This window comes from Nocardia sp. NPDC058176, from assembly GCF_042883805.1.
In the GTDB taxonomy this organism is placed as follows: domain Bacteria; phylum Actinomycetota; class Actinomycetes; order Mycobacteriales; family Mycobacteriaceae; genus Nocardia.
The window spans coordinates 758,633-785,107 of the sequence record NZ_JBHVVA010000002.1 but is presented as its reverse complement, the minus strand read 5'-3'; the positions used below and the strand labels follow the sequence as shown (position 1 = coordinate 785,107).

General features: G+C 69.8%; 27 protein-coding genes. 15 read left to right on the top strand and 12 right to left on the bottom strand.

The window, feature by feature from the left end; all coding sequences use genetic code 11:
• Positions 1-23 precede the first annotated feature (23 nt).
• The 6 genes from ACFVVM_RS16220 (at position 24) to ACFVVM_RS16195 (ending at position 5,183) form a co-directional block, all read left to right on the top strand.
• Positions 24-1,082, top strand: a complete 1,059-nt coding sequence (locus tag ACFVVM_RS16220) for a beta-ketoacyl-ACP synthase 3 (RefSeq protein WP_387618214.1) — start codon at positions 24-26, stop codon at positions 1,080-1,082.
• Position 1,083: 1 nt separating this feature from the next.
• Positions 1,084-1,782: a lysoplasmalogenase gene (locus tag ACFVVM_RS16215; RefSeq protein ID WP_387618211.1), complete on the top strand. Its 699-nt coding sequence runs from the start codon at positions 1,084-1,086 to the stop codon at positions 1,780-1,782.
• A 68-nt stretch (positions 1,783-1,850) separates the two neighbouring features.
• Complete coding sequence (locus ACFVVM_RS16210) at positions 1,851-2,834, top strand: alpha/beta fold hydrolase (protein ID WP_387618208.1); 984 nt, start codon at positions 1,851-1,853, stop codon at positions 2,832-2,834.
• Between the two features lie 61 nt (positions 2,835-2,895).
• Entirely contained in the window at positions 2,896-3,216 is a 321-nt protein-coding gene (locus ACFVVM_RS16205; RefSeq protein WP_387618205.1) for a DUF4190 domain-containing protein, read from the top strand.
• A gap of 25 nt (positions 3,217-3,241) precedes the next feature.
• The gene (locus ACFVVM_RS16200; protein ID WP_387618202.1) at positions 3,242-3,925 is read left to right on the top strand and encodes a TrmH family RNA methyltransferase; all 684 of its coding nucleotides are present in this window, start codon (positions 3,242-3,244) and stop codon (positions 3,923-3,925) included.
• Positions 3,926-4,094: 169 nt separating this feature from the next.
• Positions 4,095-5,183: a glycoside hydrolase family 76 protein gene (locus ACFVVM_RS16195; RefSeq protein WP_387619246.1), complete on the top strand. Its 1,089-nt coding sequence runs from the start codon at positions 4,095-4,097 to the stop codon at positions 5,181-5,183.
• 3 nt (positions 5,184-5,186) lie between these two features.
• On the opposite strand, the gene ACFVVM_RS16190 is transcribed toward ACFVVM_RS16195, so the two are convergent.
• A complete protein-coding gene (locus ACFVVM_RS16190; RefSeq protein WP_387619243.1) occupies positions 5,187-5,858 on the bottom strand; it encodes a DedA family protein in 672 nt (223 codons plus the stop codon).
• 257 nt (positions 5,859-6,115) lie between these two features.
• Here ACFVVM_RS16190 and fbaA point away from each other — a divergent pair, with 257 nt between their 5' ends.
• Complete coding sequence (gene fbaA / locus ACFVVM_RS16185; protein WP_387618200.1) at positions 6,116-7,153, top strand: class II fructose-bisphosphate aldolase; 1,038 nt, start codon at positions 6,116-6,118, stop codon at positions 7,151-7,153.
• A 36-nt stretch (positions 7,154-7,189) separates the two neighbouring features.
• Positions 7,190-8,308 carry a BTAD domain-containing putative transcriptional regulator gene (locus tag ACFVVM_RS16180; RefSeq protein ID WP_387618197.1) on the top strand — a complete coding sequence of 373 codons (1,119 nt, stop codon included), beginning with the start codon at positions 7,190-7,192 and terminating at the stop codon, positions 8,306-8,308.
• Positions 8,309-8,320: 12 nt separating this feature from the next.
• Here the strand turns inward: ACFVVM_RS16180 and ACFVVM_RS16175 are convergent, their stop codons facing one another.
• Entirely contained in the window at positions 8,321-9,379 is a 1,059-nt protein-coding gene (locus tag ACFVVM_RS16175) for a fused (3R)-hydroxyacyl-ACP dehydratase subunits HadA/HadB (protein WP_387618194.1), read from the bottom strand.
• Positions 9,380-9,473: 94 nt separating this feature from the next.
• Positions 9,474-9,992 carry a hypothetical protein gene (locus ACFVVM_RS16170; protein WP_387618192.1) on the bottom strand — a complete coding sequence of 173 codons (519 nt, stop codon included), beginning with the start codon at positions 9,990-9,992 and terminating at the stop codon, positions 9,474-9,476.
• 2,651 nt (positions 9,993-12,643) lie between these two features.
• On the opposite strand from ACFVVM_RS16170, the gene ACFVVM_RS16165 reads away from it, so the two are divergent.
• Complete coding sequence (locus tag ACFVVM_RS16165; protein WP_387618190.1) at positions 12,644-13,078, top strand: DUF3151 domain-containing protein; 435 nt, start codon at positions 12,644-12,646, stop codon at positions 13,076-13,078.
• A gap of 25 nt (positions 13,079-13,103) precedes the next feature.
• The gene (locus ACFVVM_RS16160; RefSeq protein ID WP_387618188.1) at positions 13,104-14,270 is read left to right on the top strand and encodes an aromatic acid exporter family protein; all 1,167 of its coding nucleotides are present in this window, start codon (positions 13,104-13,106) and stop codon (positions 14,268-14,270) included.
• 4 nt (positions 14,271-14,274) lie between these two features.
• On the opposite strand, the gene ACFVVM_RS16155 is transcribed toward ACFVVM_RS16160, so the two are convergent.
• From ACFVVM_RS16155 to ACFVVM_RS16145, 3 genes are read right to left on the bottom strand one after another with little or no spacing between them, the layout of a single operon-like run.
• Positions 14,275-15,129 carry a glycosyltransferase gene (locus ACFVVM_RS16155; protein ID WP_387618186.1) on the bottom strand — a complete coding sequence of 285 codons (855 nt, stop codon included), beginning with the start codon at positions 15,127-15,129 and terminating at the stop codon, positions 14,275-14,277.
• 44 nt (positions 15,130-15,173) lie between these two features.
• Positions 15,174-15,962, bottom strand: a complete 789-nt coding sequence (locus tag ACFVVM_RS16150; RefSeq protein ID WP_387618184.1) for a site-2 protease family protein — start codon at positions 15,960-15,962, stop codon at positions 15,174-15,176.
• Positions 15,959-16,618 carry a hypothetical protein gene (locus tag ACFVVM_RS16145; RefSeq protein ID WP_387618182.1) on the bottom strand — a complete coding sequence of 220 codons (660 nt, stop codon included), beginning with the start codon at positions 16,616-16,618 and terminating at the stop codon, positions 15,959-15,961. The genes ACFVVM_RS16150 and ACFVVM_RS16145 overlap by 4 nt, the downstream gene beginning before the upstream one ends.
• Before the next feature lie 266 nt (positions 16,619-16,884).
• On the opposite strand from ACFVVM_RS16145, the gene ACFVVM_RS16140 reads away from it, so the two are divergent.
• The 3 genes from ACFVVM_RS16140 (at position 16,885) to ACFVVM_RS16130 (ending at position 19,841) form a co-directional block, all read left to right on the top strand.
• Positions 16,885-18,174, top strand: coding sequence for an adenylosuccinate synthase (locus tag ACFVVM_RS16140; RefSeq protein WP_387618180.1), 1,290 nt, complete (start codon positions 16,885-16,887; stop codon positions 18,172-18,174).
• A gap of 192 nt (positions 18,175-18,366) precedes the next feature.
• Entirely contained in the window at positions 18,367-19,275 is a 909-nt protein-coding gene (locus ACFVVM_RS16135) for a hypothetical protein (RefSeq protein WP_387618177.1), read from the top strand.
• Positions 19,276-19,529: 254 nt separating this feature from the next.
• On the top strand, positions 19,530-19,841 hold the full coding sequence (locus ACFVVM_RS16130; RefSeq protein ID WP_387618175.1) for a hypothetical protein: 312 nt from the start codon (positions 19,530-19,532) through the stop codon (positions 19,839-19,841).
• A gap of 112 nt (positions 19,842-19,953) precedes the next feature.
• Here the strand turns inward: ACFVVM_RS16130 and ACFVVM_RS16125 are convergent, their stop codons facing one another.
• From ACFVVM_RS16125 to ACFVVM_RS16115, 3 genes are all read right to left on the bottom strand, one after another.
• Entirely contained in the window at positions 19,954-20,772 is an 819-nt protein-coding gene (locus ACFVVM_RS16125; protein ID WP_387618172.1) for an alpha/beta fold hydrolase, read from the bottom strand.
• A 192-nt stretch (positions 20,773-20,964) separates the two neighbouring features.
• Positions 20,965-21,537, bottom strand: coding sequence for a methylated-DNA--[protein]-cysteine S-methyltransferase (locus ACFVVM_RS16120; protein WP_387618169.1), 573 nt, complete (start codon positions 21,535-21,537; stop codon positions 20,965-20,967).
• A gap of 47 nt (positions 21,538-21,584) precedes the next feature.
• Positions 21,585-21,857: a hypothetical protein gene (locus tag ACFVVM_RS16115; RefSeq protein WP_387618166.1), complete on the bottom strand. Its 273-nt coding sequence runs from the start codon at positions 21,855-21,857 to the stop codon at positions 21,585-21,587.
• A 61-nt stretch (positions 21,858-21,918) separates the two neighbouring features.
• Between ACFVVM_RS16115 and ACFVVM_RS16110 the strand changes: the two genes are divergently transcribed.
• Positions 21,919-23,421: a PLP-dependent aminotransferase family protein gene (locus tag ACFVVM_RS16110; RefSeq protein ID WP_387618164.1), complete on the top strand. Its 1,503-nt coding sequence runs from the start codon at positions 21,919-21,921 to the stop codon at positions 23,419-23,421.
• Positions 23,422-23,423: 2 nt separating this feature from the next.
• On the opposite strand, the gene ACFVVM_RS16105 is transcribed toward ACFVVM_RS16110, so the two are convergent.
• Positions 23,424-23,798 (bottom strand): hypothetical protein, encoded by a 375-nt coding sequence (locus ACFVVM_RS16105; RefSeq protein ID WP_387618161.1) that lies wholly within the window; start codon positions 23,796-23,798, stop codon positions 23,424-23,426.
• Between the two features lie 78 nt (positions 23,799-23,876).
• Positions 23,877-24,974 carry a CaiB/BaiF CoA transferase family protein gene (locus ACFVVM_RS16100; RefSeq protein ID WP_387618158.1) on the bottom strand — a complete coding sequence of 366 codons (1,098 nt, stop codon included), beginning with the start codon at positions 24,972-24,974 and terminating at the stop codon, positions 23,877-23,879.
• 126 nt (positions 24,975-25,100) lie between these two features.
• Here ACFVVM_RS16100 and ACFVVM_RS16095 point away from each other — a divergent pair, with 126 nt between their 5' ends.
• Positions 25,101-25,583 carry a DUF456 domain-containing protein gene (locus ACFVVM_RS16095; RefSeq protein WP_387618156.1) on the top strand — a complete coding sequence of 161 codons (483 nt, stop codon included), beginning with the start codon at positions 25,101-25,103 and terminating at the stop codon, positions 25,581-25,583.
• Here the strand turns inward: ACFVVM_RS16095 and ACFVVM_RS16090 are convergent.
• Entirely contained in the window at positions 25,580-26,449 is an 870-nt protein-coding gene (locus ACFVVM_RS16090; protein ID WP_387618153.1) for an amidohydrolase family protein, read from the bottom strand. The genes ACFVVM_RS16095 and ACFVVM_RS16090 overlap by 4 nt on opposite strands.
• Positions 26,450-26,475: the final 26 nt, after the last annotated feature.

Genomic DNA, 26,475 nt, shown 5'->3' with positions numbered 1-26,475 from the left:
TCTGAAGGACGTGTGAGTCACCTGTGGTGAGCATTGCAGTAAACAAAGGTCGCGACAATGTTGCGATGCTCGGGATCGGTGCCTACCGCCCGCAGCGCATCGTCAGCAATGCCGAGGTGTGCGAGACCCTCGACTCGACGCCCGAGTGGATCTTCGAGCGCACCGGTATCCACAACCGGCGCTGGATCAGCGGTGACGAGACGATCCGCTCGATCGCCGCGGCCGCCGGTGAGCGCGCGCTGAAGAACACCCCGATCGATCGCAGCGTGATCGGCGCGGTCATCCTGTGCACCTCGAGCTGGCTCAAGCTCACCCCGCACGGCGCGCCCTCGGTGGCCTCCGACCTCGGTCTCAACGGGGTCGCCGCCTTCGACCTCACCTCCGGTTGCGGCGGTTTCGGCTACGGGCTCGGCGTCGCCGCCGACCTGATCCGGGCCGGTTCGGCCGAGTACGTGCTGGTGATCGGCGCGGAGACGATGACCGTCGGCCTCGACAAGTCCGACCGCGGCACCGCGATGATCTTCGGTGACGGCGCGGGCGCGGTCGTCGTCGGCCCGGCCGAGGAGAACGGCATCTCCCCGACGGTGTGGGGCAGCGACGGCGAGAACGCCGAAGCCATCGCCCAGAACATCGACTTCCTGGCCTTCCAGCATCGCGCCCAGCAGCTGCAGGGCACCGATCCCGAGGTGGAGCCGGTGGGCCAGATGTCGCTGCGGATGGAGGGCCCGAAGGTCTTCCGCTGGGCCGCGGTGACGTTACCGCGCGCGCTCTCGGCGGCACTGGAGCACTCCGGCGTGGCCAAGGAGGACATCGAGATCTTCGTCCCGCACCAGGCCAACGCCAGGATCAACGAGCTGATGAAGAAGAACCTCGGCCTGGCCGAGGGCATCCCGATGGCCAACGACATCGAGAACACCGGCAACACCTCGGCCGCCTCGATCCCGCTGGCCATCGAGGAGATGCTGGTGACCGGCAAGGCCAAGGGCGGTCAGCTCGCGCTGCTGCTCGGCTTCGGCGCCGGACTGAGCTACGCGGGCCAGGTCGTCACCCTGCCGCCCGCCCCGAAGGAACCGAGCTTCTGACGTGCGTGCGCTTCGCGCCGGTTATCTCGCGGCCGCGGCGGTCACCGTTTTCGGTGCCGTCACCGGCCGCGAGCGGCTCCAATGGGTGGCCAAGCCACTGCTGATGCCGCTGCTGGCGGCCGACACCGTGACCAGCGGCGTCGACCTCGATCCCACCGAGCGCCGGATCCTGCTCGGCTCGCTCGCGGCGGCCACCGTGGGCGACGTGCTGCTGATCGATCCCGACGACGACCGCCGCCTCATCGCGGGCGCTTCGTCGTTCGCGGTGATGCAGACCGGTTACTCCGTGCTGTGGTGGCGCCGCGGTGCCCGCCCGCGTCCCGAGATCGCCGTGCCGCGCGTGCTGGCCTGGGCGGGCGCGGCCGGTCTGCTGCGCGCCAAGGCGCCGGTGCTGGCCCTCCCGCTGACCGCCTACGGCGCCACCCTCGGCACGGCGGCCACGCTGGCCTCCGACCCCGGCCTCGCGCCTGGTGCGAAAAACATTGCGGGACTGAACATCCCGAACAGCGACCCGCGCAGCCGCCTCGGCCTCGGCGCCCTGCTGTTCACCGTCTCCGACGGCCTGATCGTCCTGCGCCGCCTCTTCGCCCGCGACGACCGCACCCGCCGCATCAGTGAGGGCGTCATCCTGGCGACCTACGCGGCAGCGCAGTACCTGCTGACCGACCCGGCGGTCGGCGCCCGCCGCGACGGTGTCTGATACGCGCTGTCACAGAGCGCTAACCCAACTGTCTTCCGTGGGCAACACCCGCCGCGCACCCTTCGGAGATGACCGGGGAAGTGCAGTTCATCGAGGTGCACGGGTACCGCCGTGCTTATCGGATGGCGGGGTCGGGGCCGCCGCTGTTGCTGATCCACGGGATCACCGACAGCTCGGGGACCTGGGCGCCGGTGTTCGACGCGCTGGCCGAGCACTACACCGTCATCGCGCCCGATCTGCTCGGGCACGGTGAATCCGACAAGCCCCGCGCCGACTACGCCGTGGCGGCCTACGCCAACGGGATGCGAGATCTGCTCAGCGTGCTCGGCATCGACCGGATCACCGTGGTCGGCCATTCGCTGGGTGGCGGCATCGCGATGCAGTTCGCCTACCAGTTCCCCGAGAAGGTGGAGCGGATCGCGCTGGTCTGTCCGGCGGGGATGGGGGCGGGCGTGCATCCGGCGTTCCGGCTCGCGACCCTGGCCGGTGCCGGTCCCGCGCTGATGGCGATCACCAGCTGGCCGGTGCGTACCGCGGTGCGCACCTCGATTCCGCTGGTGACGGCGCTGGGCGGGCTCGGTCTCGGGCCCGACGCCGAATACGTGCTCCGCCTCTACGGTCACCTCGCCGAGCCCGGCGCGCGCAACGCCTTCCTGCGCACCATCCGCGCGGCGGCCGATCGCCGCGGTCAGACCATCACCATGCTCGACCGCGGTTACCTGGCCGCGCACCTGCCGACGCTGGTCATCGGCGGCACCCGCGACACCGTGATCCCGTCCGGGCACGCGGGCCGCGCGCACCGCGCCTTCCCCGGCAGCCGGATCGCGATCTTCCCCGGCGCCGGCCATTTCCCGCACCACTACGACCCCGACCGGTTCGTGAAGCTGATCCGCACCTTCATCGAGGAGACCGAACCCGCCGTCTTCGACCCGCTGCGCTGGCAGCGGACCCTGCGCCGCGGCCTGCCGATCGTCGCGCTGCCCTCACCGGAGCCCGCGCCCTCGGTGCCGCTGCGCGAACCGCATCCGGAGCCGCTGCGCGAGCAGGGTTGACCCGGCCACGGCCGAATCCACCGGTCCGCTCGGGACGTCGTTCCCGGCTACGATTCGGCGCATGAGCAGTCCGCCCCCGCCCGGCTATCCCGGCTATCCCGTGTACATGAAGCCGCCGGATCACCCCGAAGCCACCCTCGTGCTGATCCTCGGTGCCCTCGGCGTCGGGTTCTGCGGTTTCTGCGCGCCGTTCGCCTGGTTGAAGGGCCGCAGGGTTCTGGCGGAGATCGACGCCTCGGGCGGGCAGGTCGGCGGCCGGTCGGCGGCGAACGCGGGCTACATCATGGGCGTCATCGGCAGTGCCGTACTCGGCTTCACCTTGCTCATCGGGCTCCTCGCCGTGGTGTTCATCGTGATCGGGGCGGCCGGGGCATCGGCGTAGGCGGCGTCCACCTAGCATTCTCGGCGTGAGTGAGCCAGTGGAATCGCCCGAAGCGCCTGGTCCTGGGCCGACCGAATGGGGCGAGCATCCACACGGGCTCGGCCCATGGGAGCAGGAGTACGGCACCCCCGTCCCCGCCGACGAGCGCTACGACCCGGTGCTGCTGGCCGAGGGCGACCGCCGCAACGTGGTCGACGCGTACCGGTACTGGACCCGCGAGGCGATCGTCGCCGACATCGACGCGCGCCGGTTCCCGTTCCACGTGGCCATCGAGAACTTCGGTCACGACGCCAACATCGGCACGGTCGTGCGCACCGCCAACGCCTTCGCGGCCGCGGCGGTGCACATCGTCGGCAGGCGGCGCTGGAACCGGCGCGGCGCCATGGTGACCGACCGCTACCAGCACCTGGTGCACCACACCGACCTGGCCGAGCTGCGCGCGTTCGCCGCCGACGCGGGACTGACCGTCGTCGCGGTCGACAATGTGCCCGGCGCGGTCCCGCTGGAGACCGCGCAACTGCCCCGCGACTGCCTGCTGCTGTTCGGGCAGGAGGGCCCCGGCGTCAGCGACGACGCGAAAAACGCAGCGGCACTGACCGTTTCGATCGCCCAGTTCGGGTCGACGCGCAGCATCAACGCCGGTGTCGCGGCCGGAATCGCCATGCACGCCTGGATCCGGCAACACGCGGATCTGTCCCTGGCCTGGTAGTTCTCCGCGTGCCGAAAACTACGATGTCGAATCGGTAACAGAACGGGCGCGGAAAAGGGGTCCGTACTGGCACCATGGACCCATGACCTCGCCCAGGGGACGGCGCCCACAGCCCATGGATCGTGCCGGAGCTGTGCCGACTCCGGCGCTGTGGTCCGAGCGCGCCGACATGGCGGAGTCCGCGATCATCTCCCGGCACCTGCGCACGCTGTGGGGTTGTCCCGGAACGGAATTGGGCGTCGTCGGCTGGCCGGCCACCCGGCGCGAGCGCGCGTTCGTCGGCTGGCACTACTGGTGGCAGGCCCATCTGCTCGATGTCGCGGTCGACGCGGCCAACCGGGTGCCCACCCCCGCGCGGCGCAGGCGGATCGGCGCCATCGCCCGCGCCCACCGCATGCGCAACATCACCGGCTGGACCAATCGCTACTACGACGACATGGCCTGGCTGGCGATCGCCCTGGAACGTGCCGAGCGCACCCAGGAACTCACCGAGGCCCGCCGCGGCCTCATCGCCCTCGAACAGCAGCTCTACGGCGCCTGGGACCCCGAGACCGGCGGCGGCATCCCGTGGCGGCTCAGGTCGGACTTCTTCAACGCACCGGCCAACGGTCCGGCGGGTATCGCGCTGCTGCGGCTGGGCCGGGTCGAACGCGCGCAGGAGATGGCCGACTGGCTCGACGCCACCCTGCGCGATCCCGAATCCGGGCTGATCCTCGACGGCATCCACCTGCCCTCCGGCGAGATCGAGCGTCCGGTGTTCAGCTACTGCCAGGGCGTCGTGCTCGGGCTGGAGGCCGAACTGGCCGTGCACACCGACGACGACCGCCACGCCGAGCGGGTCAGCAGCCTGCTGGCCGCGGTGGAAGAACACATGACGAAGCGGCTGGTGATCACCGGTGGCGGTGGCGGCGACGGCGGCCTGTTCAACGGCATCCTGGCCCGCTATCTCGCGGTGGTCGCGCTGATGCTGCCCGGCGAGGGCAAACGGCAGGAGGCCGACCGGCGGGTGGCCGCCGCCATCGTCAAGGCCTCGGCCACCGCCGCCTGGGCCAACCGGCTCGAGGTGGAGGGTGAGCCGCTGTTCGGGCACGACTGGAGCAAACCGGCGCGACTACCCGGCGGCACGGCCGGTGCGGGCAAGTTCACCCCGGGCGGTTCGGTGACGGCCTCGGCGGTGCCCGAGCGCGACCTGTCGGTGCAGCTGTCGGGCTGGATGCTGATGGAAGCCGCCTACCAGGTCACCGCAGCGGGGTTGTGAGGCTCAGCGCTCGGCTTCGCTCGGCACGCCGGGCGCGTGTTCGACGTCGAAGTCCTCGGCCGGGCGCGCCATCTCCTGGCGGTACTGCCGGATACCGAAGATCGTGCCGATCACCAGGCCCACGATCAGAATCCCGACCACCCCGGGCAGCAACCACGGCACCCGCTGGAGGAACCCGCCGGCGTAGTAGCCGATGAGCAGCAGGACCGGCGCCCAGATGATCGCGCCCAGCGTGCTGGCGATCGTGTACCGCTTGTGATCCATCCCGGCCGCGCCCGCGACCATCGGGCACAGCGTGCGCACCCAGGGGATCCAGCGGGCCACCAGCACCGCGAAGAAGCCGTGCCGTTCCAGCAGCGCGGTCACCTTGGCCAGGTTCTCGGTGTTGATGTAGCGGCCGTTCTTGCGCGCGACCAGGTGATGACCGGTGCGCTGCCCGATCGCGTAACCCACCTGATTGCCCACGATCGCGGCCACCATCGCACCCACCGACAACCCCCACACCAGGGTCTCGCCGCTGCCGTGGGAGGCCAGCACGATGCCCGCGGTGATCAGCATCGAGTCGCCGGGCAGGAACAACCCGATGATGAACGCGCACTCGAGGAAGACGAAGACGAGCACAACAGTGCAGATCAGCGCGGGTCCGGCCGAGATCAGTGGATCGAAGGTGCCCATGGCAAGTGTCGTCGGTACTGCGGTCACTGCGATCAGTGCGCCTCGTTCGTCGGCACGGTGGACTCGCCGCTCGTCCACGCATCGGATACCGCCAGCAAAGTCACGGCCCCCACAGTACCGGTCGGTCCCGCGAACACCAGCCGAGCGCGGTGATCCCGGTGCTCTCCGCGAACCGGGTGCGCCGACGGTTGTCTTCTAAATTAGGGTGTGGCCTGACAGAATTGGTTTTTCGCTCCCCACACACGGAGGTCACTGCTGTGCCTATCGCGACTCCGGAGGTCTACGCCGAGATGCTCGGCCGGGCCAAGGCGCACTCGTTCGCATTCCCGGCCATCAACTGCACTTCGTCGGAGACGATCAACGCCGCCATCAAGGGCTTCGCGGACGCGGGCAGCGACGGCATCATCCAGTTCTCGACCGGTGGCGCCGAGTTCGGCTCCGGCCTCGGGGTGAAGGACATGGTCGTCGGCGCGGTCGCGCTGGCCGAGTTCGCGCACGTGGTCGCCGCGCGGTACGACGTGACGATCGCGCTGCACACCGACCACTGCCCCAAGGACAAGCTGGACACCTACGTGCGTCCGCTGCTCGCGATCTCCCAGGAGCGCGTGAACAACGGCCAGAACCCGCTGTTCCAGTCGCACATGTGGGACGGCTCGGCCATCCCGATCGACGAGAACCTCGAGATCGCCAAGGAGCTGCTCAAGCTCTCGAAGGCCGCCAACATCATCCTCGAGGTCGAGATCGGCGTCGTCGGCGGTGAAGAGGACGGTGTCGAGGCCGAGATCGACGACAAGCTCTACACCTCGCCCGAGGACTTCGAGAAGACCATCGAGGCGCTCGGCGCCGGCGAGAACGGCAAGTACCTGCTCGCCGCCACCTTCGGCAACGTGCACGGCGTGTACAAGCCGGGCAACGTGGTGCTGCGGCCCGAGGTGCTGGCCGAGGGTCAGCGCGTCGCGGCGGCCAAGCTGGGTCTCGGCTCCGACGCGCAGCCGTTCGACTTCGTCTTCCACGGTGGTTCGGGCTCGCTGAAGTCCGAGATCGAGGACTCGCTGCGCTTCGGTGTGGTGAAGATGAACGTCGACACCGACACCCAGTACGCCTTCACCCGCCCGGTCGCCGGTCACATGTTCAGCAACTACGACGGTGTGCTGAAGGTCGACGGCGAGGTCGGCAACAAGAAGGTCTACGACCCGCGCAGCTACCTCAAGAAGGCCGAGACCTCGATGGCCGAGCGCGTCGTCGAGGCCTGCAACGATCTGAAGTCGGCCGGTCGTTCCGTCAGCGGTTCCTGATCGGCCTTTCGCAACAATCAAACGGGGCCCGAGCTCATGAGTCTTGATGTCCGTGTGCTCGGGCCCGTTCGACTGCTGGTCGGCGGTGAGCCGGTGGCGGTCGGCGGGCCCAAGCCGCGCGCTCTGCTTGCCGCGCTCACCGTCAACCGACGGCGCGCGGTGTCTTCCGCCGTGCTCGCGGAGATGGTGTGGAACGAGGATCCGCCGGATTCCTACGCCGCCAGCCTGCAGGTGTTCGTCTCCAACATCCGCAAGGCGATGCGCAACGCCGGTCTCGACTCGGCACAGATCCTGCGCACCGAGGGCGCCGGTTACCGGCTCGAAATCCCCGATACCGCTTGCGATCTCGGTCGTTTCGAGAACGCGCGTGAAGCCGGATCGCGCTGCCTGGACGTCGGCGACCATCCCGGGGCCGCCAATCTGTTCGGTGTGGCGCTGCGCGAGTGGACCGGGCGGGCGCTGGCCGATCTGGTCGGGCTGCAGTTCGCCGACAGTTTCGCGACCGCGATGAACGAGGAGCGTCTGCTCGCCGCTTCGGCGCGGGTGGATGCCGAGATCGCTTGCGGGCGCGCGTCTTCGGTGATCGGCGAGCTGGTCTCGATGACCAACGAACATCCGCTGCGCGAGCCGCTGTGGGGGCAGCTGATCACCGCGCTGTATCTGTCCGGTCGCCAGGCCGACGCGCTCGAAGCCTGCCGGCGGGTGCGGTCGGTGCTGGCCGAGGAACTCGGCATCGATCCCGGTGCCGCGCTGATCGAGCTGGAACAGCGCGTGCTGCGCCAGGAGCCGCTGAATGTGGTGGCCGCCAAGCGATCCGAGCAGCTGGCCGCGGCGATGACCGAGACCGTCACCGAGGTGCCGCGTTCGATCCGCAACGGCAATCTGCGCTTCGCCGACGGACGCACCATCCCGATTCCGCACGGCGGCATCAGGATCGGGCGGATGACCGACAACGAACTGGTCCTCGACGATCCGAAGGCCAGCCGGTACCACGCGCACATCATGCCCAGCCGGGCCGGACTGCTGATCAAGGATCTGCACTCCGCCAACGGGGTCTATGTGAACGAGTCACCGATCGATTCGGGGGCGCTGCTGGCCGATGGGGACGTCATCCGGGTGGGGTCGACGATCCTGACCTTCATCGCCGTCGCGTAGCCCGGTTGTCCATCAGGTCAGGCGGATCTCGGCGACCGCGCGGCCGAAGAGCTTGCGGCCCTCGGAGATTCCGCTGAGCAGCACGGTCGCGGCGCGGCGGTCGGTGTCGATCGACTTGATCTTGCCGGAGAACTGGATCTCGCCCGCCGCGGTGGGCGGCACCGGCACGAAACCGGAGAAGCGGACGGCCAGCTTCTCGATCGCGGTGGGGTCGCCGAGCCAGTCGGTGAGGTACTGGGCGGCCAGGCCCATGGTGAGCAGGCCGTGCGCGACGACGGTCGGCAGGCCGGCGAGTTCGGCCGCGCGATCGCTGAAGTGGATCGGGTTCGGGTCGCCGGAGACGCCCGCGTAGTTGGCCAGGTCGCCACGGGTCAGGCGGGCGGAGCCGGTGGGGAGTTCGCCGCCCTTGACCAGCGAGTCGAACTCGGGGGTGGTGTGCACGGGGACGAACTCGCGCGGGGGAGCGACGGGGGCCGGGCCGGTGCGGCGGATCAGCACATCGGTGGTGTCGATCCCGGCGACGGTCGCGGGGCGCGGGTGCATGCTGATGTTCTCGACGGCGTCGACGATGTTCGGGTCGACCTCGACGCCGCGGCGGGCCACGATGGTGGTCGTGCCCTGCACGGCGATCTCGCCCTGCTGGTTGATCAGCTTGAACCCGACGTTGATGAAGTCGTTGTCGCCGAACTGGCGGATCGACTCGACCTCGATCTCGGTGCTGATCCGGTCACCGGCCAGCATCGGCCGGAAGATCTCGAAGACCTGGTCGGTCTGCAGGACCTGGGACAGGTCGTACTCGGTGAGGACGGTGTCCAGCAGTGCCCTGGTGGCGCTCATGCCGATCACCGACGCGAAGGTCGGTGGGGCGATCACGCCCTCGTAGCCGAGCTTGCGCGCGTCGACTTCCTGCTGATGGGCGGGGTGCGCGTTCTGCACGGCCCTGGCGAATTCGCGGATCTTCTCGCGGCCGACTTCATAGTGATCGCGGAAGCCGAAGCGCTGGCCCACCAGCGTCGCATCCGGGACCACAGCTTCGATGTCCGGCTGCGACGCTGTCTGTTCCCTGCTCATGATCCGGAAAATAATACTGGTCACCTATTCAGATCACCAGTTATGTGTGACCCGTCATACCAGACAGGGTGTCCGGTATGACGGGTCAGCGGCGTCAGGGGGTGGCGGCGGTGGGGTCGCAGACCTTCCACGTGCCGTCGGTGCGCTCCAGGTCGAACGTGCGCGCGGTCCGTTCCGCGTCGCTCTCGGTGTACACCGTGGCCTCGGCCAGGGCGGTGTCGCCGGTGATCCGCACCGCGTCCACGCTCGCGACGATCGGCAGCGAACCCTCCTCCGTCGAGAGCTGGTGCACGCCGTTGAACTCCTCGGCGGTGATGCCCTGATAGAACTCGTGCAGCTGCCCGCACGTGCTCGACCGCAGGGCCTCGAGATCGCCGCCACGCAACGCGTCGGTGTACTCCCCGATCGCGGTCCGCACCTGCCCCTCCGGCGAATTGTCCCCACCGGTCATCAGCGCCACCACGGTCACGATCAACGCGATCACCAACACCGCGGCGCCACCCACCGCCAACAACCACCGCTTCGACCGCTTCGGCCCGGCCTCCCCCGGTCCACCCACCTGCGGCGCATCGATCCGCTGCGGCGGCGCCACCTGCCGCTGCCGCTCCGCCACCTGCTCCGCGGGGCGGGTCGGCTGGATATCGGCGGGAGACGGCGCCGAGGCCGACTGCCGAGGCGGGCCATCCGGTCCCCGCTGCGACGAAGGCAGAGTCTCATCGAACCCCTGCGGACCACCGGGCCCTTGCGGTCCGCCGGGGCCTTGCGGTCCGCCGGGGCCTTGCGGTCCGCCGGGGCCTTGCGGACCGCCGGGCCCTTGCGGACCACCGGGGCCTTGTGGAGCGCCGGGGCCTTGTGGAGCACCGTGGCCTTGTGGCCCGCCGTGGCCTTGCGGAGTGCCGGGCCCTTGCGGAGCGCCGGAGCCCTGCGGCCCACCGGAGCCCTGTGGCCCACCGGGCCCTTGTGGCCCGCTGTGGGTTTGTGCCCCGCCGGGGCCTTGGGGACCGCCGGGGCCTTGCGGAGTGCCGGGGCCCTGCGGAGCGCTGGGGCCCTGCGGAGCACCCGGACCTTGTGGGCTGGCGGGGCCCTGTGGAGCGCCTGGGCCATGGAAGCCCTGAGGTGCGCCGGAACCTTGGGGTGAGCCGGGTGCCGGAGGTGTGCCCTGGCCTTGCGGCGCCCCGGGCCCATGCGGCCCACCCTGCTGCCCCGCTTGCCGAGGCCCACCGGGGCCCCGAGGCGTATTCGGCGGCGGGGTCACCGCGGGTCGACCACCCGGAGGCGGCACCACCCGATCCGTGCCCCGCTGCACCGGGATAGCAGTCGTCGGCGCCTCGGCCGGATTCACGACCCGCATCGCGACGGTCTGGTCCTCGGACCCGGGAGCGCTGTCCCCGCTGCCGGGTTTCGCCAACCCGACGGGAGCCGACGCGTCGGACTTCTTGTCGGAGATCTCTTCAGGGCTCGACACGGACGGCGAGTCCTCGACGGCGTCGACATCGTCCGCATCCCGAGCCTCGCCGGAAACCTCGGGACCGACATCGTGGGTGACCGTTGCGTCTTCGTCGGCTGGGCTTGTGCTCGAGGTGTCGTTGTCGCCCGGAGTGACCGCACCGGAGGCATCGTCGGCGTCCGCATCGGGGGTTTCCTTGCCGGCTGCCGCCGCTACCGCTCCGGCTGCCACCGCCGCACCCGCGGCTGCCGCGGTGCCGGACTTCGTGGCCGAGGACTTCTCCGGCGACGGGCGGTCGGCTTGGTTCATGCCGGCGGTCGGAACATCTTCCGGCGCGCCCTTCGACTGACTGCTGGAGAACTTCACGGTGCTGTCCTCGGCTGAACCGCCCTGTGCCGCACCGGGTTTCTGTCCGGGAATGGACATTGCCGTGGTCGCCGCGTCCGGACCGGCGATATCGGGAGCATCCCGATCGGCTTCCACCGACTGCTCACCGCCCGGCAGACCCTTCGACAGTCCTGCCAACGGGGAAGGCGCCCCGCCGGACTCACCGTCTTGTCCACCGGAGCCCCGCTGTGTGGATTCGGGATCTCCAGGTGCGGTACTCGGGCGGGCCGACCCGGGGCCGTACCCGGGTCCACCGGTCGGACGCGGTCCGCCGGGACCGGAATTCTGCTGTCCGCCAGCGATATTGCCGCCGCGCCCACCAACTGGATTGCCGCCCTGGCCCGCAGCGCCCGGCGAATTACGCGGGCCCGGTCCGTAGCCGGGCGCACCGGAGGGACGAGGCCCTTCGGGCGCGGGACCGCGACCCGGAAACTGTTGTCCGCCAGGGCCTTGTACGTTCTGCGAACGCCCTGCCGGCTGAGGTCCATATCCGGGGCCGCCGACAGGGCGCTGCGCACCCGGCGCACCCGGTCGGCCTGGCGCACCCGGTCCTCCCGCCACGCCCGGTCGGCCTGGCGCACTCGGTCCTCCCGCCGCGCTCGGCCTGCCGGGGCCACCTGGCCCACCTGACGCGGTTGGCCCGCTCGGACCACCTGGCCGCCCGGGAGCACTGCCTGGTTGCCCGCCGGGAGCAGCACCCGGTCGACCGTCGCCGCCCGGCCGCGAACCCGGTCGGACGCCGGAAGGGCCACTGCCGGACGCATTGCTCGAAAGTTGTTGTCCACCCGCCGCCGCGGACTGTGGGCCGGGCCCGCCCTGGCCCGAGATCCGCTGCCCACCGGGACCGGCCTGGCCCGGAGGCCGATGCCCACCCTCGGACGCGGGTCGCCCGCTCGGCGGGCCACCCTGGCCGTCGTTGCCCGATGCACCGGGGGACCGCACCGATCCCGGCGCCGACCCCGCGAATCCCGAAAGCTCCTCGCCTTCCGGCGAAACCGCGCTGGACGGTCGAGTCTCCTGGTCACCGGTCACCGGTCCAGCCGTGGGCGCCTCGACCCGGCCACCCTGCTCGGCACGACCCGGCAGCTCATCACGCCGGATGACCACCGTGTCACCCCCGGCCGCGGTCGGATGACCCGGTTCGGTCACTGCCTCCGGCGTCGATTTCGGCGCGCCGGAAGGGGGCCCGGCCTTGCCGGTGTTCGACGAATCGGCGCCGCGCTGATCGGGGCGCTGCCCGGGCGTGCCGGGACTGGCAGGCTCGGCTGCCGGATTGTTCTCGTCGGTCGGGTCGGACACCTATGTACCCCTCGCTCAGGCTCGAACGTTGCACTCTGCGGCCAGCCTAATGCGCCTCGCGCGGGGGAGTCCGCCGATCGCCGCGTGGCGGGCCGGGCGACGTCGTCGGACGGCTGGTGCACAATGAACCCATGACCTCCTTCGGTGACCTGCTCGGACCGCAGCCGGTCCTCCTTCCCGAACTGATCGACGCCGAAGACGCCATCGCGGCGGGCACCGACCCGGTCGAAGTCGCCGCGAAGAATCCGGCCGCCTCGATCGCCTGGGCCCAGCTCGCCGAGGCCGCGCTCGACCGCGCCGCCGACGAGGTGAACCACGACACCGTCGCGGCCTACGCCTTCGCCCGCACCGGCTACCACCGCGGCCTCGACCTGCTGCGCCGCAACGGCTGGAAGGGTTTCGGCCCGGTCCCGTGGAGCCACGAGCCGAACCAGGGCTTCCTGCGCAGCGTCGGCGCGCTGGCCCGCGCGGCCAAGACGATCGGCGAGACCGAGGAGTACGCCCGCTGCCTCGACCTGCTCGAGGACTGCGATCCGCGGGCCGCCACCGAACTCGGCCTGGATTGAGCCAGCGCTCGGAACCGGGTCGTCGGTGAGCGATCCACATCGCGTCGTCGCCGCGGCCTCGCCGGTGGTCACCGCGGCCAGGGTCAGCACCGCGGCGCGCTTCAAAGCGTCCTCGGTGCGGCTTCGGCTGTCGGCGATCCCGATCCTGCAGTGCGCGCTCGGCGCCGCGCTGGCGTGGTTCATCGCCCATGACATCGTCGGCCACCCCGACCCGTTCTTCGCCCCGACCGCCGCGGTGGTCTCGATCGGCGTGTCCTTCGGTGCGCGGATCCGGCGCTCGGTGGAGCTGGTGGTCGGTGTCGCGGTCGGCATCGGCATCGGCGACCTGTTCATCCTGCAGGTGGGCACCGGTGTCTGGCAGGTGGCGCTGGTCGTCGCCGGGGCGATGGCCTGCTCGGTCTTCCTCGACGGCGGCACCATCATCACGATGCAGGCCGCCGGTTCGGCCGTGCTGGTCTCCACCCTGAACCAGGCGCCCGGCGCGGGCCCGGCCCGGATGATCGACGCGTTGATCGGTGGCCTCGTCGGCATCCTGATGGTCGCGGTGATCCCGCTGCACCCGGTGCGCCGCGCCCGCGAACACGCCGCCGATGTGCTCGCGGTGATGAACAAATCCCTGATCGCCTGCGCCGACGGCCTGCTCGAACAGGACTCGAACAAGGTGCACGACGCGCTCACGGCGGTGCGCGCCACCCAGAAGCAGATCGACGCGCTGCGCTCGGCCCTGGAAGGCGGACGCGAGATCAGCCGGATCTCCCCGCTGTACTGGAACTCGCGAAAACGGCTCGAACGCATCCATTCCGCGTCCGACCCGCTCGACAACGCGGTCCGCAACACCCGTGTCCTGCTGCGCCGTTCACTCACCCTGGTCCGCGACGACGAGGTACTCGATCCCCGCCTGATCGACCTGGTCAACCAGCTCGGCACCTCGGTCGACGTGGTGCGCAAGATGATGCTGGCCGACCCGGGCGAACAGCCCGATCAGGCCGAGGCCACCCGCGGCCTGCGCAGTGTCGCCAAGAACGCCCGCCCCGAACTCGTTGTCGGAGCGGGGCTCTCGGCGCATGTGGTGTTCGCGCAGATCCGCTCGATCGTGGTGGATCTGATGGTGGTGTGCGGCATGCAGCGCATCTCGGCGATGGCCCTGCTGCCGCCCACCGTGCCCAATCCGTATGTGACGCCGGAGGAATGACCGCTCAGTCGCCGACCGGCGAGACCCGGGGACGCCCGGACCGCAGCGAGAACCGCTTGCGGTCGAAGTCCCACACCCGGTAGATCGGCCACTGCGCGGTGTGCATGAGCCAGGCGCCGGTGATCACGGCCCGATGGAACAGCACCACGTTGTAGCCCTGGTTGGTGATGGTCTGGAGGCCGCGCACCTGGTACTGCCACCACACCGGCGGCGGAGTCTTGCGGCGGCGCGCCGAGATCTGCGCCCGCAGCCGGGGCAGCTGGTCGATGCGCAGCTTCGCCTTGGTCAGGCACAGGGCCAGATCGAGGTCCTCGTGCAGATCGCGCCGGGTGGTGGTCGCCTCCTGCACCTGCTGCCACGCCGAGCGCCGGATCGCCATGTTCGCCCCGTGCACATTGCCCACCCGCTGGTCCTTGATCAGGCCCAGGCGTTCCTGCGTGCCGATCGCGGCGGCGAGGAAGATGCCGATCGGCGAATCGTGGTAGGTGCTGATACCGGTCACCGCCATGGTGCCCGGATTCGCGTCGAGGTGGTCGCGCACGGTCGCGCCCCAGTCGGGCGCGACCAGGGTGTCGGCGTCGATCCGGCCGAGGTAGTCGCCGCGGGCCTTGTCGAAACCGTGGTTGCGCGCGTGGGCGACGCCGGGGTCGGGCTCGTCGATCAGCTCGATCTTCGGATGTCGGGCGGCCAGTTCGGCGACGATCTCCCGGGTGCCGTCGGTGCTGCCGTTGTCGACGACGACGATCTCGTCGATCGCCTCCTGGCCGATCAGGCGCTCCAGACAGGCGGTGATCCCCGCGGCCTCGTCGAGGGTGGGGATGATGACAGAGAGGACAGCGGTCGATTCGGTGGAGCCCATGCGCGTTTCCGTTCCTGGGGTCGTAGGTGACCCGAGTCCGGCCGTCAGCGCCAGAAGCGAGTCAATTGGCCGCCGTAGGCAGCCCAACCCTCAGGTACCCCGGACAGTTCGAACAATGCGTACACCGCGTCGAAGAACACCCGATTGAGCGGAGTGAAAAAGATGACAGCGAAGAGAATCAACATGCCGTACGGCTTGATCTGTTCGAGCGCGCGCCGCGTCTCGTAGCGCAGCGACGGCTCGATGATGCCATAGCCGTCCAGGCCGGGAATCGGCAGGATGTTCAGCAGGAACGCCGTGATCTGCAGGAACGCGAGGAAGCTGAGTCCGGTCCAGAACGCGGGATTCTCGGTCACCGATCCGAACATCCGGATCACGATCAGCAGCACCACCGCGCACAGGGCGTTCGAGGCCGGGCCGACCGCGCTGACCAGCCGCTGCACATTCGCGCTGAACCGGCTGGTGTTCACATACACCGCGCCGCCCGGCAGCCCGATCCCGCCGAGCGCGATGAACACCAGCGGCAGACCGATCGAGAGCACCGGATGGCTGTACTTGAGCGGATTCAGCGTGAGATAGCCACGCACCTCCACCTCGTGATCGCCCGCCCGCCACGCCACATAGGCGTGCGCGAACTCGTGCAGGCACAGGCTGATGATCCAGCCGAACACCACCAGGACGAACACGCCGACCTTGGCCTGCCACGACTGGATGTCGGCGTTCCAGGCCAGTGCCCCGCCGAGCACGGTGATCGCCACGATGAGCAGGAAGACCGGGCTCGGGCGGACCGCGCCGTTGCCGGTTCGCCGGTCGGTGGGGAAGGAGTAGGTCATCGCACCAGCAGCCAGGGGTGTTCGAAGCGGTAGAAGGTCGAGCGGGGCACGGTCCGTTCGGTGGTGATCCCGTCGCGGGTGACGACCCCGCCCGGCGTGCCGAGCTGCGCCGCGCGGCCCGAGACCCAGGTGCGCTTGCGCATGCCCTTGCGCACGCGCGCGCGGACGCCGGGCATGGTCATCGTCGGCGAGATGAGCATCGTGGTGACCGTGCCGGTGAACAGCAGGGTGTCGTCGACGTAGGCCTCGCCCTCGAGTTTGGCGCCGTCGACGCCGGTGATGCTGGCCCGGCCGACCAGCACGGTGCCGGTGTCGTCGCGGATCAGCGGGGTCTCGATGGCCCGGCCGTCCAGGGCGATCTTCGCGGCGGCGTTGCCGGTGGCGGTCTGATACACCCGCGAGGCGTAGGTGGTCTCGACCGGCACGAAGCCCACTTCGACGTGCAGCCGTTCGGTGCGCATCAGGTGGGTGAGCACGGCGGCGAGCGAGGCATCGGCGCCGAGCACGATCAGGCGCGGCAGGCTGTCGGCGGCGAGCACCGGGAGCAGTTCGTCGATCACCGCGACATCGGGCACCCGGTCGGTCTGCGTGGTCGGCAGCGAGGCGAGCGCGATCGGGACCGGGATGTCACCACATCGGAGAACGTGGGTACTCAAACTGCGGTACACCCTCCTCGATCGGGCCGACGGTGTGTCGCCCACAAGCACATGGCAAACCCCCTGCCGACCAGTAACCGTAACCGATCGTGGTGCGCGTGGTGGGCGGGGGTCGGCGCGCTCGGACGGGGCAGGTCGGCCGAGCCCGAGCACGTGTCGCTAGACTGTGTCTCCGGCCACCGCCTCAGTGATTGGACGCGCCAGCGTCCTACGGCAGGTAGCTGCAGTACTGCATGTGCTGCCGTCGATCTGTAGGAGACTCCGAAATGCCGGCTATCGTCCTCATCGGCGCCCAGTGGGGCGACGAGGGTAAGGGCAAAGCTACCGACCTGCTCGGTGAGCGGTTGCAGTGGGTGGTCCGATACCAGGGCGGCAACAATGCCGGTCATACGGTGGTTCTTCCCAATGGCGACAAGTTCGCGCTGCACCTGATCCCGTCGGGCATCCTCACTCCCGGAGTGAAGAACGTCATCGGCAACGGTGTGGTGGTGGATCCCGGTGTGCTGCTCGACGAGCTCGCCGGTCTGGAAGAGCGCGGTGTCGACACCTCCGGCCTGCTGCTGTCGGCCGACGCGCACCTGATCATGCCGTACCACGTGGCCATCGACAAGGTCACCGAACGCTTCCTCGGCAACCGCAAGATCGGCACCACCGGTCGCGGTATCGGCCCCTGCTACCAGGACAAGGTCGCCCGCGTCGGCGTCCGCGTGGCCGATGTGCTCGACGAGAAGATCCTCACCCAGAAGGTCGAGGCCGCCCTGGAGTTCAAGAACCAGGTGCTGGTCAAGATCTACAACCGCCGCGCGCTCGACCCGCAGCAGGTGGTGGACGAGGTCCTCGAGCAGGCCGAGTCGTTCAAGCACCGCATCTCCGACACCCGCCTGGAACTGAACCTGGCGCTCGAGCGCGGCGACACCGTGCTGCTGGAAGGCTCGCAGGGCACCCTGCTCGACGTCGACCACGGCACCTACCCGTTCGTCACCTCCTCGAACCCGACCGCCGGTGGCGCCGCGGTGGGTTCGGGCATCGGGCCGAACAAGATCGACACGGTGCTCGGCATCCTCAAGTGCTACACCACCCGCGTCGGCTCCGGCCCGTTCCCGACCGAGCTGTTCGACAACTTCGGCGAGTTCCTGGCCAAGCAGGGCGGCGAGGTCGGTGTCACCACCGGTCGCGCGCGCCGCTGTGGCTGGTTCGACGCGGTGATCAGCCGCTACGCCACCCGCGTCAACGGGGTGACCGACTACTTCCTGACCAAGCTGGACGTGCTGTCCGGGCTGGACACGGTCCCGATCTGCGTCGCCTACGAGATCGACGGCGAGCGGGTCGAGCAGATGCCGACCACCCAGACCGGGTTCCACCACGCCAAGCCGATCTACGAGGAGATGCCCGGTTGGTGGGAGGACATCTCCCACGCCCGCACCTTCGAGGAGCTGCCCGCCGCCGCGCAGGCGTATGTGCTTCGGTTGGAAGAGCTTTCGGGTGCGCGGATCTCGTGCATCGGCGTCGGCCCGGGGCGCGATCAGACGATCGTCCGGCACGACGTGCTCGGCTAGTTTCTTCGTCGAGAACGGCCCCTTCCCGATCCGGGAGGGGGCCGTTCTCGTGTCTGCGCTGGTCAGGGCGACACGCGCGGGTGATGTGGAATCGCTATCGATTTGACAGCATCCGGCTGGCAAACGCTATCGTCGCTGCGCGGCGCGCGGGGACGTGCCGTATTTCTCGAGTGTGGTGAGTGGGTGTTCGGCGTGATCCGTCGGTCCGATGATGTGAACTACTCGACGGTGCGGCGGCTCGCTCGCCCGGTCGTCGGGGTCCTGCCGATGGCGTTGGCGGTGGCCTGCGCCGGTGTCGCGATCGCGGTGCCGCAGCCCGGAGTCTCCGAGCCGCCGGTGCAGCCGGGCGTCACCAGCCCCGCCGAGGACGGCGACCGATCCTCGCTGACGAAGTTCGACGGCCCGGATTCCCTGGAACACCAGGTGGTCCCCGAGCGCCCCGAATCGCGTCCGGTGCCGCAGTACTCCCAGCCCGCGCCGCCGATCGTCATCGAAGAGCTGCACCTGCCCGAACCGGTCGAGCCGGTCGCCCCCATCGCCCCGCCCCCGCGCACCCTGCGCGTCGGCGAGTTCACCACCCCGGTCCCGGACGAGGTGCCCGGTGACATCCTCGACGGCGTCAACGGCACCGCGGCCGACGTCGAAGCCGCCATCGCCACCCAGGGCCGCTCGGTCGGCATCAACCCGTCGCGCTCGGACAAGATCGCCGCGGGGACCGCCGCGGGCGCTGTCGGTGGTGCCGCGCTGTTCGGTGTCCCGGCTGCTGTCGCCGGTGGCGTGGTCGGTGGCGCGGCCGGTGCCGTGGCCGGCGCGGCGATCGGCTTCGGCGTCGGCGTCGCCGGTTCGGCCGCCGCGACCGCGGGAGTCGCCGCACTGGCGGCCGCCGCGACCGGTCCGGCCGCGGTCGGCACCTTCCCCCTCGTCTGGGCCGCTGAGTCGCCTCTGATCCTCGCCGCGGGTGCGGGCGCCGCAGGAGCCGGCGCCCTCATCGGTGGTGGCATCGGCGCTGTGGGCGGCGCGGCGGTCGCCGGTGTTCCCGCCGCAGTCGTCGGCGGCGTCCTCGGCGGTACCGCGGGCGCTGCCTACGGCGCCACTCTCTGAGCTCTCCCAGCTTGCTCGACCCGCATACCCCCGCACCGCGTGACGGGGTGTTGGACGGTTGATCACCATGCCCCCATGCAAGCGTTGGCCGAGTAGCCAACGCCACCAGGGCCTGGTGATCAACAGCCCAGGTCGGGTCGCCGGTCTCGTCCGGGCGTCTCGGTGGCTCGAGGTCGTGTGGTCGTGAACGCCCGCGGTGCCGTGGGCGCGGGCACCGGGGTACGGTCGGAACGGGTGTCGGACGGAGGTTGCTGATGTCGGTGCGTGGTGGTTTCGCCTGGTCGGCGGTGTTCGCGGTCGTCGTCCTGGCGGGTTGCGCCGGTCCGGAGACGCCGACTCCCGAGCCCAGTGTCTCGCCGGTGAGTTCGGTGGTTCCACCTCCGCAGACGCTTCCACCTCCGCAGACCCTCGAGCCCACCCAGCAGCGCTACGAGCGCATTCGCGGCATGCTCTACACCGTCGGCTGCACGAGCAACAGCTGCGTGCAGACCTACTTCGCCTGTATGGACGGCTACCTCACCGGCGACCCGTGTCAGCTCTACCGCGACAATCCGCCGCCGCCCTGACACTCGCGTGCCACATCCCGACCTGGACCGTTGATCACCACGCTCTGGTGGCGCCCCGCTCTCGGCCGATACTCACCTGAGAGCGTGGTGATCAACAGTCCAACAGGGCGAGTTACTCGGCGCGGGTGAGGAAATCGCCCACGGCGGGGGCCAGGATGGCGATCTTGGGGTCGTGGCTCACGCCGGGGAGTTCGGTGAACTCCGCGTTCTTCAGGATCTGGGCGGCGGCCTTGGCGCCCTTGGTGAGCATCGGCACGGTGCGGTCGCCGGCGAGTACAAGCACCGGCACGTCGACACCACTCCAGTCGGCGGCCTTCAGTTTCTCGCCACGCATGTACGGCCGCATCACCGCCCAGTCGTGCGCGGTCGAATTCGACGTCTCCGTGAGCCGCTTCCAGAACGGGGTCACCCGCATCACCCCGACCATCATCAACGGCATGCCCATCGCCTTGGTCATGTAGTACCGCACCGTCTTGTCGCGCTTGCCCGCGGCGATCATCGGGTGCAGCTTGTCGGCCAGATCCTTCGGTGGCACACGGTCTTTCGGGTCGATCACGAACGGCGGCTCGAACGCGACCACCTCGGTGATCCCGGGTACCGACTGCGCGGCCAGCAGCGCGAGCACCGCGCCCGACGACCAGCCGAACAGTGCCGCCTTCCCGCCCGCGACCTCGACCAGCGCCGCGATGTCGGCGATCTCGTTGGCCGGGTCGTACACGCCGGGGGAGTCGGTGCTGTCACCGCGCCCGCGCCGGTCGTAGTTCAGGACCGTGAGGCCGTAGTCGTCGGCCAGCGTCTGCGCGAGTTCGATCATCGACGGGAACTTGCGATAGCTGAACGCGCCGCCGATCAGGATGACCGTCCCGGCCGTGCCTTCGCCGACCCGGTCGTAGGCGATCGTGGTGCCGTCGGCCGACGTCACAGTCTGCATGGGGGTTCCTCTCGATTTCGGGTCGTGTGACCTCCGCGCTCGACGGTACGCGACCCTCTCGCCCGCAGGTCCGCACGGGTTTCCCTGTCCCGATGCCGCATCCGCCGACGAGCCGGCCCGCAGCCGTAGCGCGCACACTCACCCGTTCAGACGGCGGCGGCCGGGGGAACTCATCGGTACCGGATCGAGGAATCAGAACAACATCGGCTCGCCGAAACCCGGCGTGCGTTCGATCTCGAGCAGTCGTGCCTTGGTGCCGATGCCGCCGGGCGCCGAGAAACCGTGCAGCGCGTGGTCGGCGGCGAGGACGCGGTGGCACGGGACGATGAGCGGGATCGGATTGCGGCCCAGCGCCTGCCCGACCGCCTGTGCCGAGCCGGGTGCGCCGATGCGGGTGGCGATGTCGCCGTAGCTGAGGGTGCGGCCGGGGTCGATGTCGCGCGTCACGGCGTAGACGGCGCGATGGAACTCCGGCACCCCGCGCAGGTCGAGCTCGATCCAGCGCAGCGCGTCCAGCGTGCCGTCCAGGTGGGCCCGGATGCCCGCGATCGCCGCGATGATCGCGGGCCCCGGCTCGCTCTCGTCCACGGGTGTCCCGGCGAACGGCCGGGTGATCCGGGCGAGGGTCTGTTCCTCGCTGGCCTCCGGGAGCTGGAACCGCACGACGGTGTCGCCGTGCCAGGCGATCGCGCACAGGCCGATCGCGGTGTCGAACAGCGCCGCGACCACCGGTTCGGTCCGAGTGGAATCAGTACCGGAACTCATGATCACAGTGTGCGCCGAGGCGGTGACACATTTCGATCGCCCCGGGATCACGCGGCGAGTGGCCCGCGCTTCTCCGGATCGACCAGTCCAGTTTCGGGCAACTGGACCGAATCGTCGGCGTCAACCGTATCCCGCTCGATCTCGTGCGCCCGGATGGCCGCGAGATCGCGATAAAGCCGCTGATCATCGTAGGTGCCGAAGGCTCGGTCGTGCGGCGAGGACTGGAACGGCCAGAACGGCAGTTCGCCCTCCTTCGGTGAGAAGCGATAGACCGCCAACCCGAAGGCGACAGCGACGGTGAGGGCAAGGAATGTGGTCATGCCGTAAGAATCCTCCGACTGGCCTTGCCTAGAAATAGCCACTTACGGAATACTGGACTTTATGGCGACAAGAGTGATCGGCGCGGCGGGCCTGGCCCGTGACCTCGGCCGGTGGCGTGACCCCGAGCCCGACGGCGATTCCCCCGAGCGCCGCCCGCACCGGCCCGCCTATCTGGCGCTGGCCGAGGCCATCCGGCTGCTGATCCACGACGGCCGCGCGCCGCTGGGCGTGGCCCTGCCCAGTGAGCGCGATCTGGCCGCCACGCTCGGCGTCAGCCGCACCACCATCACCTCCACGTATTCGCTGCTGCGTGAACACGGCTACCTGATCAGCCGCCAGGGCTCGCGCAGCACGGTGGCGCTGCCGCCGACCATCCGCAACGACGGCGGCTGGCACACCCGCGGCATCATGGCCCTGATCGCCCAGCCCGAACTGCCGACCATCGACATGACCTACGCGGCGATGTCGGCCCCGCCCGAGCTGCACGACGCGTATTCGACCGCGCTGCAAGGCATCCCGCCCTTCCTCGGCACCCACGGCATGGACCCGGTCGGTGTCCTCGCGCTGCGCGAGGCGCTGGCCCGCCGCTACACCGCCCGCGGCCTGCCCACCGAACCCGACCAGATCCTGGTGACGCTCGGCGCCCAGCACGGACTCCGGCTGCTGCTCAACGTGCTCACCTCACCCGCCGCGCGCGTGCTGATCGAGCACCCCACCTACCCGAACGCCATCGAGGCGATCCGCGATGTCGGCGCCCGGCCCATCCCCATCCCGCTGCGCCCCGAATTCCCCGACGCCGGTTGGGATCTCGACGGCCTGCGCAGCACCGCCCGGCAGACCGCGGCCACCCTGGCCTACCTGGTCCCCGACTTCAACAACCCCACCGGCCTGCTGCTCGACGAGGCGGGCCGCGCCGAACTGGCCGCCATCGCCCGCGACACCAGGATGACCATCGTCGTCGACGAGTCGATGGGCGAGCTGAACCTGTCCGACGCGCCGATGCCGCCGCCGGTCGCCGCGTTCGCCAAGGGCGCGGAGATCGTCACCATCGGCTCGGCGTCCAAGTCGTTCTGGGGTGGCCTGCGGGTCGGCTGGATTCGCACGAATCAGGCGCTGATCACCAAGCTCCTCGGCATCCGCGCCACCGTCGACCTCGGCACCCCCGTCATGGATCAGCTCGCCACGGTCCACCTGCTGGAGAACGCCGACCCCATCCTCGATCGCCGCCGGGCCCAGCTGCGCGCCCAGCGCACCGCCCTGCTCGACGCCGTCGCCGAGGACCTGCCCGGCTGGCACATCGCCCCCGGCGCGGGCGGCATGTCCGTCTGGGCCCAACTCCCGAGCCCGGTGTCCACCGCCCTGGCCGCCACCGCACCCAACCACGGCGTATTGCTCGCCGCCGGACCACGTTTCGGCGTCCAGGGCGCATTCGAACGCTTCCTCCGCCTCCCCTTCACCCACCCAGAACCCGAGCTCCGTCTCGCCGTCAAATCCATCGCCGCCGCCTACGAAGCCCTCACCCCCCGCGCGGCGGACCCGCTCCAACCCCTCACCTGCTACTGAGCTCAGCCGAATCCGCAGGGGCGGTAGTCGGCCGAAGCTGGGGTGTTCGGTTCGGGGCGGACGGTCTCGTAGCCGACGCCGAACATGAACAGGGTCGAGAGCAGGACGCCGATCGTGGTCAGGGGGACGGCGACGGCGCTGCGGACCGACGGGTAGCGGAACAGCAGGACGAGCAGGCAGACGAGGGCGAGGCTGGTCGCCAGGAGGAGTCCGGTGGCCAGGCCGTTGAGGGCGGTGACGGCCACGGGGACCGGAATCTCGCGGCGGCAACGGGATTCGAGCAGCTGGGCCTGGCGGGAGTCGAGCAGTCCCTCGGCGAGTGCGAAGGCGAGCAGCGCGGTGCCGAAGGTGGTGGCCGCGATCAGCGCGGCGAGCACCTTCGGTGGCCGATGGCCGGTTCGGATCCGTGGCCTGTCGTCGATAGAGGAAAACCCTACCGACGACAGGCCGGGAAATCAGTCAGCCCAGACCGTTTCGATCGGTGTCGCCACGGTGGGCGGCGGGGTCGGGATGCCACCCGGGGTGCGCGAGAAGCGCGGGGCGGGCGCGTGCTGGACGACGCCGTCGATCTCGATCAGGCCGGTGCGGGCCGCGATGTGCGGGTTCTCGGTGGCCTCGGTGAAGGTGAGCACCGGGGTGGTGCAGGCATCGGTGCCGTCGAAGACCGCGGCCCATTCGTCGCGGGTCCTGGTCTTGAACTTGTCGGCGAACAGCTTGCGCAGCTGCTCCTGACCGTTCGGGTCGATCTGCATCGGCAGACCCTCCGGATCGATCTCGAGACCGGCGAGGAGCTGGGCGTAGAACTGCGGCTCGATCGCGCCGACGGCCATGTACTTGCCGTCGGAGGTCTCGTAGGTGTCGTAGAACGCCATGCCGGTGTCGAGCAGGTTGGTGCCGCGCTCGTCGGACCACAGGCCGACCCCGCGCATGCCCCAGATCATGTGCGAAAGGGCAAGTGCCCCATCGATCATCGCCGCGTCGATCACCTGGCCCTTGCCCGAGCTCTGCCGTTCCACCAGCGCGGCGAGCACACCGAACACCAGGAACATCGAGCCGCCACCGAAGTCGCCGACCATGTTCAGCGGCGGCACCGGGCGCTCGCCCTTGCGACCGATGGCATTGAGCACGCCGGTCAGCGAGATGTAGTTGATGTCGTGGCCGGCGCGATCGGCCAGCGGGCCGTCCTGGCCCCAGCCGGTCATCCGGCCGTAGACCAGGCGCGGGTTGCGCGCCAGCGCCTCGTCGGGGCCGAGGCCCATGCGCTCGGTGACGCCGGGACGGAAGCCCTCGAGCAGTACGTCGGCCTTCTCGACCAGGTCGAGGATCTTGGCGACGTCGGCGGGGTCCTTCAGATTCGCCTCGACGATGGTTCGCCCGCGCCACTGCGGGCGCTCCATGAAACCGGGCAGCTGGTTGGGCCGCTGCACGCGCACCACGTCGGCGCCGAGGTCGGCCAGCAGTAGTGCGGCGTGCGGGCCCGGCCCGATCCCGGCCAGCTCGATGACCTTGATGCCCGCGAGGGGCCCCTGCTTGGCGGTGGACTCGGTGCTCACGCCTGACCTCAGTTCGTCGTCGAACGGTATTGACGCTTCGACAATAGCGTTGGGATGGCGGCTCGGGTAGGCCATGGGCCAGAATTCGAGGCGCGCGACTCGGCGCGGATACGGGAGGACCCGGTAGTGAGCGTGTGGGGTGAGGTCGTTGTCGGCCTCGTCATTCTGGTCGGCATCGCCGGCATCATCGTACCGATCCTGCCGGGGGTGATCCTCATCTTCGCCGCGATCGCGGTGTGGGCGTTCATGACCGGCGGTGCGACGGCCTGGACGGTGTTCGCGATCGCCACGGTCGCCCTGGTCATCTCCGGCGTCGTGAAATACACCTGGCCGGGCCGGCGCATGCGCGAGGCGGGTGTGTCGAACAAGGCGCTGCTGATCGGCGCGATCCTCGGCGTGATCGGCTTCTTCGTCATCCCGATCGTCGGCCTGTTCATCGGCTTCGTGCTCGGGGTGTACCTGGCCGAGCTGTACCGCCTGAAGACCAACGAACTGGCCTGGCCCGCGACCGTGCACGCGCTCAAGGGCGTCGGCCTGTCGATGCTGGTGGAACTGTTCGGCGCGCTGATCGCCTCCGGTGTCTGGCTCACCGGAGCGTTCCTGGCCTAGCGCTCGATGACCGGCAGCGGGCGCGTTGCCGCGTCCGCGCCGGGCAGTTCGTCGCGGGGGATCGGCACGGTCGGATTCTCGGTGCGCGGCATCGGCCGCGTCGGCGCCGGATCGGATACCGCGCGCTCCACGGCGGGCAGCCGATAGAACTCGCGGGCGTTGTCCTCGAGCACCGCGTGCAGATCGGCGCCGACGACATCGCAGATCAGGTCGATGTCGGCATCGTCGAACGGCCTGCCCGCGCGGGTGCCGGGCAGGTCGGAACCGAACATCAGCGCACCCGGGTTGACGGTGTGGATCCGGCGCAGCGTGTCGGCCACATCCATCTCGACCCGGCCGAACCCGGTCGCCTTCACCCTGGCCCCGCGATCCACCAGATCCAGCAGATACGGCAGCCCCTCCGCGGACATCCCGAGGTGGTCGATGGACAGCGCGGGCAGTTTGGAGATCACCGGTTGCAGCGAGGCCAGCATCTGACCGTCGATGTAGAGCTCGACGTGCCAGCCGACGAGCTCGTGCGCGCGCAGCGCCTGCAACGTCATCTCGGTGATGTCGGCGGCGGCGCGCTTGAGGTTGAACCGCAGCGCCCGCACCCCCGCCCGGTCCAGTTCGAGGATGTCGTCGTCGGTGGCGTCCAGGTGGAGCCGGGTGACGCCGACCCAGTCGGGACCGAGCGCGGCCAGCGCGGCCGTCAGGTACGCCTGATCAGTACCTTGGAAAGACGCGCTGACCACGGCGCCACCGCGAACATCGAAGCGCTCCATGCGCTTTCGATAATCCGCGATGACATAGGGGTCGGGTAGGTAGCCTTCGTTCTCGATCAGCGGGTACCGCGGATCGATGATGTGGACGTGGGCATCGAACACCTGTACAGAATGCCTCGAGTTCGGCG